The sequence below is a fragment of the Intestinibacillus massiliensis genome (assembly GCF_900155735.1).
GTDB classification, from domain to species: Bacteria; Bacillota; Clostridia; order Oscillospirales; family Butyricicoccaceae; genus Intestinibacillus; species Intestinibacillus massiliensis.
In genome coordinates this window covers 66391-81080 of sequence record NZ_LT707052.1, presented here as the reverse complement: position 1 = coordinate 81080, position 14690 = coordinate 66391, and the positions used below count along the sequence as shown (strand labels likewise).

General features: G+C 62.7%; 10 protein-coding genes. 3 read left to right on the top strand and 7 right to left on the bottom strand.

Going from position 1 to position 14690, the window contains the following annotated elements:
• A partial coding sequence (locus tag CZ203_RS14510; RefSeq protein ID WP_268875363.1) for an MSCRAMM family protein occupies positions 1–552 on the top strand: 552 nt, incomplete at its 5' end.
• A 291-nt stretch (positions 553–843) separates the two neighbouring features.
• Positions 844–5637 carry an MSCRAMM family protein gene (locus CZ203_RS03710; RefSeq protein ID WP_159456350.1) on the top strand — a complete coding sequence of 1598 codons (4794 nt, stop codon included), beginning with the start codon at positions 844–846 and terminating at the stop codon, positions 5635–5637.
• Positions 5638–5693: 56 nt separating this feature from the next.
• On the opposite strand, the gene CZ203_RS03705 is transcribed toward CZ203_RS03710, so the two are convergent.
• The 7 genes from CZ203_RS03705 to CZ203_RS03680 all read right to left on the bottom strand — a co-directional run bounded on the left by CZ203_RS03705 (position 5694) and on the right by CZ203_RS03680 (position 13009).
• A complete protein-coding gene (locus CZ203_RS03705) occupies positions 5694–6947 on the bottom strand; it encodes a recombinase family protein (protein WP_207651259.1) in 1254 nt (417 codons plus the stop codon).
• 5 nt (positions 6948–6952) lie between these two features.
• Entirely contained in the window at positions 6953–7081 is a 129-nt protein-coding gene (locus CZ203_RS15255; protein ID WP_264472915.1) for a hypothetical protein, read from the bottom strand.
• A 135-nt stretch (positions 7082–7216) separates the two neighbouring features.
• A complete protein-coding gene (locus tag CZ203_RS03700) occupies positions 7217–8224 on the bottom strand; it encodes a Gfo/Idh/MocA family protein (RefSeq protein WP_087064829.1) in 1008 nt (335 codons plus the stop codon).
• 34 nt (positions 8225–8258) lie between these two features.
• The gene (locus CZ203_RS03695) at positions 8259–9254 is read right to left on the bottom strand and encodes a sugar ABC transporter substrate-binding protein (protein WP_087064828.1); all 996 of its coding nucleotides are present in this window, start codon (positions 9252–9254) and stop codon (positions 8259–8261) included.
• Between the two features lie 72 nt (positions 9255–9326).
• A complete protein-coding gene (locus tag CZ203_RS03690; protein ID WP_087064827.1) occupies positions 9327–10310 on the bottom strand; it encodes an ABC transporter permease in 984 nt (327 codons plus the stop codon).
• Positions 10310–11809, bottom strand: coding sequence for a sugar ABC transporter ATP-binding protein (locus CZ203_RS03685; RefSeq protein WP_087064826.1), 1500 nt, complete (start codon positions 11807–11809; stop codon positions 10310–10312). The genes CZ203_RS03690 and CZ203_RS03685 overlap by 1 nt, the downstream gene beginning before the upstream one ends.
• 60 nt (positions 11810–11869) lie before the next feature.
• Entirely contained in the window at positions 11870–13009 is a 1140-nt protein-coding gene (locus CZ203_RS03680) for a Gfo/Idh/MocA family protein (protein ID WP_087064825.1), read from the bottom strand.
• 747 nt (positions 13010–13756) lie between these two features.
• Here CZ203_RS03680 and CZ203_RS14505 point away from each other — a divergent pair.
• A partial coding sequence (locus CZ203_RS14505) for a helix-turn-helix domain-containing protein (RefSeq protein WP_159456348.1) occupies positions 13757–14690 on the top strand: 934 nt, incomplete at its 3' end.

Here is a 14690-nt window from a genome sequence, read left to right as displayed (position 1 = left end):
CTATTCCCGAAGGGCGCGGCCGCGGACGCGGAACCGCTCCGGACCGCCACCACCGACGCCACGGGCCTGGCGGTATTCCCGAACCTTGCGTTCGGCGAGTACGAAGTCCGCGAGCTGAAAGCGCCGGACGGCTACGTGCTGGATTCCCAGGCACAGGCGCAGGACATCCGCGACCACAACACCTTCTATGACCTGACCTTTGTCAACGAACCGGTGCTCGGCCGCCTGGTCGTCACCAAGATGAGCGAAAAGGACGCGGCCGGCGCGCAGTCCCTGCTGACCGGCGCGGAATTTGAACTGCTGGCAGCGGACGGCGCCACGGTGGTGCGCGCCGCGCAGGCCGTGGATGCAAACGGCCAGGTTACCTTCAGCGGCCTGCGCCTCGGCTCCTACTACCTGCGCGAGACCAAGGCGCCGGAGGGCTACGACCTCCACACCGGCCTGATCCCGGTCTCGGCCGTGCAGAATGGCCAGAACANTTTCGATGTGTCACTATTTGGGTGGTGGGCTTCACGGGAGGCAGAAGCGTGTCAAAGCTCAATCCGAAAGTAGTAAATCGGTAGTAAATTCAGTTCTTATATCCCGTGAAATGCCCGTATTCCCGGGCTTTTTGGAGATAATCAGAGTTGTTTTCTAAAAAAATTAAAAAATTTTTGACCAAGCAATCCCTACTGTTTCCGTTATTTTACACAAAAAGTGTACAATTTAAAAAAATACGTTTTTATAGGAGGATTTTTTCAATCTGTAACCGCGATGTAACTACACGGTTGTATAATAATGATAACATTACTCCACCTATTGCCGGATGGGGGAACATGTCCGGATAAAGAGAGGTTTGATCGTATGAAACATTATACTAGCAAGCGTTTACACAGGGTGCTCGCACTGATGCTGTCCCTGGTGCTGCTGCTCGGCGCGTCCCCTGTGCTCGCGGCCGGGGGGAGCGGCTGGGACGACGCCTATTTGGTGGCGGCGCAGGACGCGCTTCACGGGCTATCAGAGGACGGCTTCCCGCTCGCCCTGGCCCTGACCGGCTTTACCAAGCCGGAGGGCGCGGACTACGGCTCGCCGGATAACTGCCCCAAGGGCACGCTGTCCCTGTCTGCCGTAACCGGCGATGGGCCGCAGGCCGCGGAAGCCCAGGTGCCGGCCGGGACCTATACCGTCGCGTTTGACGACAAGTACGGCGGCTACACCGTCGGCGGCATCACGCTGGACGGCGCCGCGCACGCGGAAAAGGCCTTTTCCGTCCAGGTGGCGGCGGGCGAAGAAACCACGCTCTCCTACACCCTTTCCGAGGAAGCGCAGGGCGAGGCCGATTCGCTCGACCCGTTTGTCACCAAGATCTCCCTGACCCATGGCAGCAAAACGGTCGAGCTGACTGGCGGCGATGAAGCCCCTGCGCTCGAGAACGTCAAGGTCGGCGACGCGGTGACCGTCAAATACGAGTTTTTGATCCGGAACCCCTATCAGCAGGGCTTCCGCGGCGACCCGGACCCGGAAAATGTCCCGGCCTACCCCGTGACCATCCCGGAAAAGGGCTTCTCCTACGACCTTTCCGCGCAGGAGATCGAAATCTATGACGCGTCCGGGCAGCGTATCGCCATCCTCTACCTCGACGCGGAGCACGCGAAGGCCTCCATCAAGTTCACGCAAACCATCACCGACCTGACCGCCTCCATCGGCGGCTGGTTCACATACGAGGGCAATATCGCCGCCACCGAGGGCGGCGGCAGCGGCGAACTGGAATTCAGCGTCGCGGGCAAGCCCGTCACCGTCATCGTTTCGCCCGAGGGCCCGGACAAACAGGCCGCGGGGCGCACCGGCAAATCCGGCGCTACCGTAAACGACCAGGGCATGATCGCCTGGACGTACACCGTCGCCCCGGCCGAAGGCGCCACCGGCTTCCCGGCGGGCCTCGTCATGGAGGATCAGATGACGCTGGGCGATACGGCGCAGGAAATCCACGAGCTGCGCCGCCTGGAAAGCGTAAAGGTCGAAAACCAGCATGGCGAAATGCTGACCCTGACCGAGGGCGGGGACTACACGCTGACCAAGGGGTCGCCCGCGGGCGGCTTTACGGTCGCGCTCAAAAAAGGCTTTCCCGAGGGCAAGTCCCTGACGGTGGCATTCACCTCGAACCTGTCCGAAGCGGGTTATAAGGCGCTGTACGGCAATGCGAAAAACCCGGCGGCAAAGGATGTGACCGTCAAAAATACGGTAACCTCTTACAATTATAATGCGGAGCAGGATACGCCGGCGCGCGACTGGGGCACCGCCAAGGCGCAGGTCACCCATTCGGCCAACGTGTTCACCAAGGCGCGCATCGGCACGGCGCACGACAGCGGCGGGCAAAAGGTGCTGACCTGGCGGCTCTATGTCAACCGCAACTTTATGCAGATGCCCGCAGGCGCAACCATCACGGACGCCCTGCCCGAGGGGCTGACCTACCTGCCGGGCACCCTCAAAACCTACCTCTTTAAGGGCAACGTTACCGGTTCCCTGACCGAGCTTAAAAATTACGACGAAGTCGTAACGGGCGACTACCTGACAGCGACGGCCCCCCTGGCCTTCACCCTCAAGCAGGGGATCGACCGCCCGCTCGCGATCGAGTTCGATACCGCCCTGCCCGAAAACTGGAACGACAAGCAGACCTTTACCAACAAGGCTTCCCTGTCCTTCTGGGGCTACACCGTCAATAGCTCGGCGGGTTCGGGCGAAATGACCGGCAACATCGTGCGCAAGGCTTCCGTCTCCCTGCTTGTCCCGATCCGCGCGGCGGGCTGGGACGTGTATTTCGGCCAGACGGCCGGCACGTCCACGCTCCGCGACACCTTCGGGCCAAACCAGGCGCTGATCGCGGGCGTGCCCGCGTTGGCCGAACAGTACCGGGACGACGCGCCGGTGGGCGACACCGGCAAAACGTTTAGCGAGTTCTACAGCAGCCGTTACAGCAACACCGGCTTCAAACCGGGCGATGGGAAAAACCCGTTTGCGACGATCTACCTCCAGCGCATCGACGGCTCGGTGCAGACGACTAAGAACATCCCGCAGGGCGAAGCGGTCGCGCTGCCGCTCGGCACCGCAGTCCGCGTTCCGGGCGAAAACGACACGACCGCGACCGCAAATTATGACATCAATTCCAAGACGCTTACCGTCGCGTTCAGCGGGCCGCTTGCCGGCACCTACCGCCTGCGTTTCTGGACGCAGATGGGCAGCAACATCGTCTATGGCCCGGTGTCCAACGGGAACCAGGCTTCCGCGGACAACGTGACCGCTTATATCCCCGCACAGGGCGTGCAAAACGGCGTTACACTGGAAACCGGCGGCAAAACGTACACGGGTTCCGCGTCGGCCAGCGTCAGCGGCGGGAACGCAAACCGCCAGTTCGATAAGTTGCTCAAAAGCGGGCATGGGTACAACCAGGCAAACCACACGGTCACCTGGCTGCTCAAAGCGAACCACTGGAACCTGCCACAGACCGAATTCAAGATTGTCGACAGCCTGCCGGCGGGCTTCGTCCTCGTGGACGAAAACCTGCAGCCGTGCGGCGGCCATCCGGAACGGGCGCTCACCGTGACGGCGGACGGCGACTTGGCAAAGGGCAACGGCGTCACCTATGAATACGGCAAGGATTATACGGTTGCGTTTGACGGCACCAACCTCGTGCTCGCCTTTCAGGGCACCGTGTACACCGCGGTCGACGTCGAAGTGCGCACCAAGATCACCGACGAGGCGCTGCAGCAGCAGATTGACAGCGCCCTGCAAAAGACCCCGGCGTCCGCGAAGCTGACTTGGCGCAACAACGGCGGCCAGTCCGGCACGGACCCGGAAGGGGTGCGCCACGCCACTGGCGACTGGGAGGAACAGTCCATCACCGTCGTCCCGGCGAGCAAATCCGCAAGCTACGACAACAAGGACATGATCTCCTGGACGGTCAAGCTCAACGAGAACAAGGTCGAGTTCCCAGGCACCAACGGCCAGGTTATCACCGACCAGCTGGCCATCGGCAACCTGCCCGAGGGCGTCGCCCCGTCGGATGTGGCCGAAGCGCCGTCGGATGTCAAGCTAAAGGTCACCGGACGCGATAACAAGTCCGAGACCTTCGAACTTGGCATGGACAGCGGCGCGGGGCAAAGCTGGTACGAGTACGACCCGGATACGCTGACCATCCAGGTGCACCTCGTCACCCCTTACGGCGCGGGACAGTACGATACCAACGCCTATACCCTGACCTACAGCACCCGCATCAAGGTGCCGGAGGGCCTCAAGGGCGTAAATGCGATCTCCATTCAGAACGGCGTCAAATGGTATAAGGGCGGCAGCTCCGCCACCGTGAAGAACATCAAGATCAGCAATGTCGAAGCGGCGGTCAACTGGGACACCATGGGCCGCCTGACCATCCACAAATACGCCGCGGCCGACGGCAACCCGGCGGCGCCCGATCCCGCGAAGCCGCTGTCCGGCGCGCACTTTACGGTATACACGGTGGACGGCAACGCGCGTGCCGGCGGCGGGTACACCGGCAAGGACGGCACGGTAAGCATCGTGCTGCCGAAGGGCGATTATGTCGTCTATGAGGACTACGCCCCGCGCGGTTACCTCGCAAGCGAACAGAGTAAAAACGGCATCCCCGTGACCGTCGTGCCCGGCGAATCGACCGACCTTAACAATACCGTGCTGGTTGCAAACGAGCGTATCCGCGGCGGCATCAACGTATTTAAGTACGAAAAGGCGGCGGACGGCAGCGCGGATACCGCGACGCCGCTGCCCGGCGCGGAGTTCGGCCTATTCCCGAAGGGCGCGGCCGCGGACGCGGAACCGCTCCGGACCGCCACCACCGACGCCACGGGCCTGGCGGTATTCCCGAACCTTGCGTTCGGCGAGTACGAAGTCCGCGAGCTGAAAGCGCCGGACGGCTACGTGCTGGATTCCCAGGCACAGGCGCAGGACATCCGCGACCACAACACCTTCTATGACCTGACCTTTGTCAACGAACCGGTGCTCGGCCGCCTGGTCGTCACCAAGATGAGCGAAAAGGACGCGGCCGGCGCGCAGTCCCTGCTGACCGGCGCGGAATTTGAACTGCTGGCAGCGGACGGCGCCACGGTGGTGCGCGCCGCGCAGGCCGTGGATGCAAACGGCCAGGTTACCTTCAGCGGCCTGCGCCTCGGCTCCTACTACCTGCGCGAGCCCAAGGCGCCGGAGGGCTACGACCTCCACACCGGCCTGATCCCGGTCTCGGCCGTGCAGAATGGCCAGAACAACACGGCCTATTACACCGTTACCAACCAGCTGACCTCCACCGGCGGCGGTGGTGGAGGCGGGGGCGGGAACCGCCCCAACCGCCCGGTTGTCACGCCGGAAGGCATGACCCCGGAGGAGGTCGAGCAGCTGATAGAGGACGGCTATGTCCCGCTGAGCGACGCGCCCGACCTTACCCCGGAGGAAATCATTGAGAACCAGATCCCGCTGGCCTACATGCCGCCCACAGCTGTACCGGCGGCATCCATACCGGCGGCGACCGGCGTCCCGCGCACGGGCGACAGCGCCCCAATTGCGCTGCTGCTCAGCATGATGCTCGGCTCGCTCGGCGGGATGGCGCTGCTGCGGAAGCGCCGCATCCGGGAACGCTGACCTCTAAGGCTCCAAACACCCCAAAGGGGGCACGGCATAACGCCGTGCCCCCTTTTTTATTGCGCCGCGCCGTACGGCGATGCTAATACCGCCTCGACAAAACCGTCGCCGATCCGCACACATTCCAGCGCCGCGCGCGCCAGCAGCTTCTTTTCCTCCAGNCTTTGCAGGTAGGGCAGGAGCGCGCCCGCCACCGCGGCCTCGGCCTGCCCGAGCGTCACCGTGCGGCCGCGCCCGGGGCACACGGACTTCCCCTTTTTCCGCCCCCCGCAGTAAAGGTAATACCCGCCCGAAGGGCGGGGCGAAACCGTGACGGCATAACCGCAGGCCGCGCACTTCATCAGGCCGGAAAGCCAGCTGTGCGACCCGCGCCCGCTGTTTTTCACCATGCGGTTTTGATCCAACTTGCGCTGCGCGCACAGCCAGCCCTGCGCGTCCACCAGCCCCGCGTGCGGCGCAAGCGTGACGTACGCCCCGGAGAGCCCGGTAAACTTGCTCTGCGTCCGCCCGGCGCGCGGGGCGTAAAGGTAGCACCCGCGCTGCCCGGTATACTCGTCCACGGGGTCGGTCAGCACCGCGCCCTTGTCCCGCAGGTAACGGTAAACCGCCGCGTCCGCCCGGACATACGCCGGGTTGCGCAGCAGCCTGCCGAGCTGCACCGTGCCCCATGCGCCGCCGCGACCCGTCGGGATGCGAACGCCGTCGTTTAGCCAGCGCATCAGCGACCCGAGCGACGCGCCCGGCTCGAGGTACCGCCTGTACAGCGCGCGCACGGCCTCTGCCTGCGCGGGGGCTTCTATGTAACACGCGGTCTTTTTCCCCGCGACCCGCGTTTCGCCCTTGCCAAAGCCGAAGGGCGGCCGCCCGCCGAGGTACATGCCCGCGCGGGCGCGGCTGTAATAGTTATCCGTCACGCGGCGCTGGATGGTCTCGCGCTCAAACTGCGCGAACACCATCATAATTTGCGCCATCGCCGTACCGGCCGGGGTTTCGTCGAGCGTCAGCCCATCCTCGCAGGACTGGAAGGCCACGCCCTTTTCCCGCAGCAGCGCGCACAGCCCGGTAAAATCGTGCACGCTGCGGCTGACGCGGTCGAGCTTATACACGAGCAGCTTGCCCACTTCCCCATCCCGGATCGCGGAAAGCAGCGCCTGGAACGCCGGGCGGCCGGTATCCTTGCCGGAAAACCCGCGGTCGGTATAGGTGCGGCACGCGGCGCGCTCGGATGCGGGCAGCCGGTCAAGGCACCGCTGCACCTGCGTTTCGACCGATATGCTGTCCGGGCGGTCGGCCGACTGCCGGGCGTACACCGCGGTCACGCGCCGCCGCGGCGCTTTTCGATTTCCGCCTGCGCCCGGACGACCGCCAGCTTCACCGCCGCCGGCGTACTGCCCCCCGTGCGGATGCGCACGGCGGGCGGCGTATCCACCTGCTGTTTCCCCATGCCCCGCCCCCCTTTCCCTGTATCCTATGCGGAGGGGGGCGGGCGGCATGACGAAGTCCGGGGGGCGGCCTCCCATTCCTGGGAAGCCGCCCCCCGGCTTGTTACAGATGTGAGGAAACACATCGGAGCGCGGGCTTATCGGTAAAACGCCGGGCGTTCCGGCAGGTCGACCGGCATCTCCTCCCCGGCTTCCCGGGCGCGGATCATCGCGTCCGCCGTGACCGCCGCGACATAGCCGTCCCAGGCGTTCGGGCCGTCGACGCGGCCGGCGCGGGTGGCGTCGATCCATTCCTGCAGCTCGACGTTGTACGCCTCCACAAACCGGTCTTCCCAGTTTGTGCAGAGCGCCGCGCCGCGTACCGCGCCCTTGCGGTACGGCAGGTAGGACGGGTCGGGCAGGTTGACCGTCCCGCTCTCGCCCACCACCTGGCACTGGATGTCGTAGCCGAACTGGCAGTTTACAAAGATTTCAACGTCGATGCACACGCCTTTTTTCGTGCGGATCTGGGCGATCTGCGGGTCGTGCAGCCGGCGCCCGGTGAACTTCGTCGAACGCGGCAGCAGCACGCGCACCGATTCGTATTCGTCGTCGATCAGCCACTTGACCAGGTCGATTTCATGGATGCAGCACTGGGTGATCATGTAATCGTCCTCGTATTCCGGATCCATGGACGCGTTGCGGTGCGCGCAGTGCACCATCAGCGGCGCGCCGATGAAGCCGCCGTCAACCGCCTCCTTCATGCGGCGGTAGCCCTCGTCGTAGCGGCGCATGAAGCCGACCTGCACGAGGCGCTTGCCGCCCGCCTGTTCCGCTTCGACGATTTCCCGGCAGTCCGCCGCGGTCGTTGCGAGCGGTTTTTCGCAGAATACGTATTTCCCGGCGCGGACCGCGTCCATGACATATTCCTTGTGCGCGGGATCCCAGGCCGTGACGATGACCGCGTCCACCCCGGGCGAAGCGATCAGCGCGCCGCCGTCCTCAAACAGCTCTGCGCCGTATTCCGCCGCGACCGCCTGCGCGCCCGCGAGGTTTGCATCCGAGACCGCGACCACCTTGCCGCCCTTGAGGCGCTCCGTGATGCGCCGGATGTGCTTCCGGCCGATCGCGCCTGTGCCTACTACGCCAATGCGCAGTTCCTCCATATAGGTTGCCTCCTTTTATCCGTTACAGCGCCCTTTAAGACAGCGTGCCCGCGAGGAAGTCCTCGGCGTTGTCCTTGGTGATCAGGTGGGTCGGGACAAAGACATAGTCCTCGACCTTCTCGCCGTTTGCGAGCTGCGTTGCGGCCTTCAGGCTCTCATAGCCGATGCCGTAGGTGTCCTGGGAAATTGTCGCGAGGAAATTGCCGTTGATGACCTCCTGTACCGCGGATTCGTTCGCGTCAAAGCCGATGATCTTGATATCCTTGCCGGAGGACTGGATGGCGCGCATCGCGCCCAGCGCGGTGTTGTCGGACGCGCACAGCACGGCGTCGATGTTGTCGTACTTCTGCAGGAAGTTCTCCATGATATCCATGGCCTTTTCCGGCGTCCAGTCGCCGTACTGCATCTCGAGCAGGTTGGCGCCGCACGCCTTCATCGCGTCCTCAAAGCCCGCCACGCGGCCGTTGCCGGCCTCGTGCCCCTGGATGCCGCCGATGATGACCGCGTTCCAGCCCGTGCCGAGCGTCTCTTTCAAGATGGTTTCCGAAGAGGCCGCGGCCTCCTGGTTGCTGGTGCCGACAAAGCAGTCCTGCACGTCCTTGACCTCGGAATCCAGGATGACGATCGGGATGCCCTTTTCAATGGCCGCCTGCAGCGGCTGGCTGACCGTGGTGGAGTCGCACGGGCCGACGACGATCGCGTCGATATCCTGCGTGACCAGGTCCTCGATCTGGGACACCTGGCCGGAAACGTCGGTCTGGGACGACGGCGCGACGATGGTCATCTCCACGCCGAGGTCGGCCTGCGCGGCGTTGAAGCCGTCAACGACCGCCGACCAGAACTCCGTGGTGGTCGAGCATAGCGCGACGCCAATTTTGAGCTTGCCGGGGGCGTCCCCGCCCTGATCCGCTTGCGCGGCGTTATCCGCGCCGTCCGGCTGCGCGGTATCGCCGCCCCCGCTGCAGGCCGTCATGCCGAGTACCATTGCGCCGCTGAGCAGCATTGCCAATAACCTTTTTTTGAACATCATGTACAGCTCCTTTTCTCCGATGTGGTTATACCATATTGCACACGCCCCGCGCCGGGGCGCGCCGTCCAGGGTTTATACCGCGGCGAGCCGCCTGGCCTTGGCTTCCATGCGCTCGCGCGTCACGTCCACAAACACCGCGAGGATGATGACCGCGCCCAGCACGATCTGCTGCAGGTACGAGGATGCGCCGAGCAGGTTCAGGCCGTTGCGGATGATCGCGATGAGCATCGCGCCGATCAGGGTGCCCCAGATTGTGCCCTTGCCGCCCATGAAGGACGCGCCGCCGATGATGCAGGCCGCGATGGCGTCGGTATCGTAGGTGTCGCCCGCGAGCGGGTAAGCCGTCGCGGTGCGGCCGACCAGCACGACGCCCGCGAGCGCCGCCATCAGGCCGGACAGGATGTAGCAGATGAGCAGCACGCGGTCGGAGCGGATGCCCGAAAGCCGCGCGGCCTCGGCGTTGCCGCCCACGCAGTAAATCTGGCGGCCGAGGGACGTCTTATTCAGGAAGAAGTGGAAGCAGATAAACAGGATAATGACCGCCAGGAAGCTGACCGGGAAGCCGTTGATGGTGGAAAAGCCCAGGCTGAGCACGCCGTCCGGGAAGCCGCCGATCGTGGCCGCGCCGGTCAGGAAGAGCGCAAGCCCGCGGGCGATATTGCGCGTGCCGAGCGTGGAGACGAACGGGTGCGGCAGGTGCAGCTTGGTCAGCAGCGCGCCGTTGAACGCGCCGATCAGCACGCCGGTCGCAAGGCAGATCAGGATGAGCAGCGCGCTGTTTTGAACGCCCGCCTGGAGCGCAAGCCCCATGATGCAGGTGGACAGCGCGCACACCGCGCCGACGGAAAGGTCGATGCCCGCGGTGATCAGGACGATCAGCATTCCCGCGGAAATAAGCGCGTTGATCGAGGTCTGCTTAAAGACGTTCATCAGGTTGTCATATTGCAGGAATTTCGGCGTCGCGACCGTGAAAATCAGGAAAATCACGATCAGCGCCAGGCAAGGCCCAACCTTCGACGCCAGGTCCTTGAAGCTCAGTTTCTTTGTATTTGACATTACAGCGCACCTCCCCAAGCCGCTTTCATGATATCCTCCGCGTTAAAATGCACGCTATCGCGCCCGATATCGGCCATGACCCGCCCCTCGCGCATGACGATGACGCGGTCGGACATCCCGAGGATTTCGGGCAGCTCGGAGGAAATCATAATGACGCATTTGCCCTCCTTGACCAGGCGGTTCATGACGTTATAGACCTCGATCTTCGCGCCCACGTCGATGCCGCGCGTCGGCTCGTCGAAGATGAAGACCTCGGCGTCGGTGTTGACCCATTTGCCGATGACCACCTTTTGCTGGTTGCCGCCGGAAAGCTTGCTGACGGTCTCGTCGGCCGACGGCGTTTTGATGCTGAGCGACTTGATGTTGCCCGCCACCGCCTCGCGGATCTGGCGCTCGTCCAGCCACGGCCCCTTGCGGAACCCGCGCATATTCGCCAGGATGAGGTTGGTCTTGACCGGCTGGGACATCACAAGCCCCTGCCCCTTGCGGTCCTCCGTCAGGAAGGCGACCTTTTGGCGCACGGCGTCGAGCGGCGCGCGGATCCTGGCCTCCTTGCCGTCGAGGTAGATTTTGCCGCTGTCCAGCGGGTCCGCGCCGAAGATCGCGCGGAAGGTCTCCGTGCGCCCCGCGCCGACCAGCCCGGAGAAGCCGAGGATCTCGCCGCGGTAGGCGGCAAAGCTGATGTCCCGCAGCACGCCCGCCGATTTAAGGTGCTCCACCCGGAGCGCCTCCGCGCCCCGCTGCCCCTGCACCTTCGGGAACAGGTTCGACAGCGAGCGGCCGACCATCGCCTGGATCAGCTTGTCGTTGTCCATGTCCGCGATGTCTTCGGTGCAGATCCATTCGCCGTCCCGCATGACTGTTACGCGGTCGCACAGCTCAAACAGCTCCTCCAGCTTGTGCGAGACAAACAGGATCGCGATGCCGCGCGCCTTCAGCTCGCGCACCGTGTCCATGAGCTGGCCGACCTCGTTTTCGCCCAGGCTGGATGTCGGCTCGTCCATGATGATCAGCTTCGCGTCAAACAGCACGGCCTTTGCAATTTCGACCATCTGCTGCACACCCATGCCGAAGTTGCCGCAGGGCTTCTGGGGGTCGACGTCCTGCCCCAGGGAGAGCATGACGTCGTGCGCCATCTGGTGCATTTTCTTGTAATCGAGCAGCCGGCTTTTCTTTTCGATCGTGCGCCCGATAAAAATGTTGTCCGTGATGGACAGGAGCTTCACGATATTCAGCTCCTGGTAAACGCAGGCGATGCCCGCGTCCTTGGCCTCGTTTGGGTTGCGGAAATGCACTTCCTGCCCGTTTACCAGGATGTGCCCCTCGTCCGGCCTATGCACGCCGGTGAGCACCTTGATCAGGGTGGATTTGCCCGCGCCGTTCTCCCCGATCAGGCCGTGTATCTCGCCCGGCCGGATGCCGATATGCATCCCCCGCAGCGCCACGACGCCGGGGAAGCGCTTGGTGGTGTCCCGCAGCTCTACGATATATTCGCTCATCTGTAACGCCTCCGTGTCCCGCCGCGCGCGGGCGGCCTGCGCCCGCGCGCCTGTCCCCTTTTACACTTCGGAAATTTTGACCCAGCGCCGCTCCGCAATGGATTTCTGCATGGCCTCCATCACGCGGTCGACATAGTAGCCGTAGGCGATATCGGTATCCACCGTGCCGCCCCCGGCGACCGCGCGCAGGAAGGACTGCGCCTGGATGCCCATGACGTTGGAGTAGCTGATGCCCATGTCGTCATAGATGGAATAGTGCCGGTAATCGCCGTGCGCGGTGTTCGGGGACAGGGTCTTGAAGCCGCGCTTCTGCTTGTCGCCGTCCTCGAGGAACAGCTCCAACTCGTTCAGGCGCTCGACGTTAAATTTAACCGTGCCCTTGGTGCCGTGGATCTCGTAGCCCATGCGGCAGTCGTGCCCGGTGGCCACGCGGCTGGCGTACATCGTGCCGATGCGGCCGTTCTGATAGCGGACGAGCACATAATTGAGGTCGTCGGTGTCCACCTTATCGATTTTTGCGGGGTCGTCCATCGAGGTGCGCTCCGGGATCGCGATATCCCACACCGCGCAGACCTCGTCGATGCCGCCGAGCTGGCCGTTGACCAGGTAGTCCGAAAGGCTGATGACGTGCGCCGTAATATCGCCGAGCGCGCCGGTGCCGGCATACTTTTCATATTGCCGCCACTCCATCGGCGAGGCCGGGTCGGCCTTGTAGGCCGCGTCGAACCAGCCGCGGAAGGTGATGATATCGCCGAGCGCGCCGCTATCAATCATCTTCTTGGCCTCTTCGGTCGCCGGGCACTTGCGGTAAATAAAATCGACCTGGCTGACCACGCCCGCCGCCTTGACCGCGTCGACCATGGCCTGCCCCTCGGCCTTGTCCATCGCCATCGGCTTTTCGCACATCACGTGCTTGCCAGCCTTTGCCGCCGCGATTGCCATTTCCGCGTGCACGTAGTTCGGGGTGGTGATCAGTACGCAGTCGACGGCGGGGTCGTTTATCACGTCGTGCCAGTCGGCCGTCACTTTTTCAAAATTGTAGCGCAGGGCGATGCTTTGCGCGCGCTCCTCGATCAGGTCGGCGACCACGACAAAACGGGGGTTCACCTCGCCGTATGCCTCCCGCACGGAATTGTAACCCTGCATGTGGAACTGGGCGATGTTGCCCGCGCCGATCAGGCCGATACCGATGTCTTTCATCTAAAACCCTCCTGTTGACTCATTCGCGGCTTTGCGCCGGACTTTTGTTTTTTGTGATTCAGTGACATCAGTATATTCCCAAAAGCCTTTTTCACATATCGCAAACTTGCTGAATCCAGGAGCTGTTTTCCCGCCCTGCGCCGGTTTCCTTCCACATTCTTGCGCGCGTAGATTTTCAGGCGTATTTTGTGTGAAATATCGCTAAATCGTTATTTATTTGACAATTATAGCTGGTTTTTTATTATCCTGTGCGCTTGTCCATATATGGTTTTCAGGGCTGCCCTCCCCCTTTACAGCATCCAGGCTAGCATTTTCATGCGAAAAAATGACATCCCTACAAGGCGCCTGCCGTGTCGGGATGTCTGGAAAACACCATATTTTTGCGGCTTTCCCACCCTGCCGCGGGGAGCCGCAGCGTGTGCGGCCCCACGGGCGGGGGGTGTGGAAAAGAAGAGAGAGTGCGGGGCTTTATGAAAGCCCCTGGGGATTGCCTTCATGATACCGCGTTTTGCCCCACAGAGGTATAACGATTTTGCGGGGTATCCGGGAGAAATGCCCCCTTTCCGCACGGAACCTTTCACATTCCTGCGCATAGCCCTTGCCGTTTCCGTCTATCTGCACAAGGCTCTGTAAATTAATATGATTGGATTCTACAAAATACACAAGGCCATCTTGCGTTTTTCTTATATTTCCGCTACTATAAAGGAAAGGTCAGTTTTTATCGGAATGGCGGGGTGATGCATTACCATGGAACAATATACGCTGAAAAAGAACTTTGCGAGGCGCGACCTGTTTACCTGGCTGGAACACGGCAGCCGGCCGGAACTGGCGCACCTGCACCGTGTAAAGTCCCGTTATTACAACTGTATGCGGACGCTTCACGCGCACGCCGACACGGTCGAACTGGTACTGGTCAGCCAAGGGAGCAGCGTTTTCTCCATCAACGGCGTGCCCTACGGGGTCGACCCGGGGGATTTGCTGATTTATAACAGCAACGTCGTGCATGAGGAAAACTTTGAGCATGATAAGAACCTGGAGTGCTATTCGTGCAGCATCCGCGGGCTGCACCTCAAGGGGCTGCGGGAAAACGCGCTGATCCCGGACAGCATGCCGCCGATCTTCCACACGACGACCTGCGACGGCGTCAACCGTTTCCACAGCATCTCGAGCCTGTTCGAGCTGATGTTTTTCCACCTGGGCAACCCGATGAGCCGCTCGGAGGACGCCTGCGCGTTCCTGCTCTTCACGCTGATCGCCACGGTGCTGGATATCACGCAATCGGCCACCACGCCCGACCAGCTCCAGAAGGCCAAGGACACACGGCTCTGCATGGAGATCAAGGCCTACATCGACGAGCACTTCTGCGAGGACCTGACCCTCCAGGCCATCGCGCAGGAGGTCAACATCAGCATGTACCACATGTCACACATCTTTAAACGGCAGTACGGCTATTCCCCTCTGCAGTACATCACCTACCGCCGCATCGGCGAGGCGCAGACGCTGCTGGAAAAGACCGACGAGTCCGCCACCCAGATCGGCATCAAGGTCGGGTTCGGCAACCCGAGCTATTTCAACACGATCTTCACCAAAAAGGTCGGGATGTCCCCGCTTAAGTACCGCAAGATCTATGCGTTCACCAAGGATGACGACGATCCCGCGGCATCCCCTCGGGGGGGGGGGG

Excerpts from the sequence above, each read along its gene's own strand:
- CZ203_RS03680 (WP_087064825.1), bottom strand. The coding sequence starts at position 13,009 with ATGAAAGACATCGGTATCGGCCTGATCGGCGCGGGCAACATCGCCCAG.
- CZ203_RS15255 (WP_264472915.1), bottom strand. The coding sequence starts at position 7,081 with ATGGGGAAACAGCAGGTGGATACGCCGCCCGCCGTGCGCATCCGCACG.
- CZ203_RS03690 (WP_087064827.1), bottom strand. The coding sequence starts at position 10,310 with ATGTCAAATACAAAGAAACTGAGCTTCAAGGACCTGGCGTCGAAGGTT.
- CZ203_RS03700 (WP_087064829.1), bottom strand. The coding sequence starts at position 8,224 with ATGGAGGAACTGCGCATTGGCGTAGTAGGCACAGGCGCGATCGGCCGG.
- CZ203_RS03685 (WP_087064826.1), bottom strand. The coding sequence starts at position 11,809 with ATGAGCGAATATATCGTAGAGCTGCGGGACACCACCAAGCGCTTCCCC.
- CZ203_RS03710 (WP_159456350.1), top strand. The coding sequence starts at position 844 with ATGAAACATTATACTAGCAAGCGTTTACACAGGGTGCTCGCACTGATG.
- CZ203_RS03695 (WP_087064828.1), bottom strand. The coding sequence starts at position 9,254 with ATGATGTTCAAAAAAAGGTTATTGGCAATGCTGCTCAGCGGCGCAATG.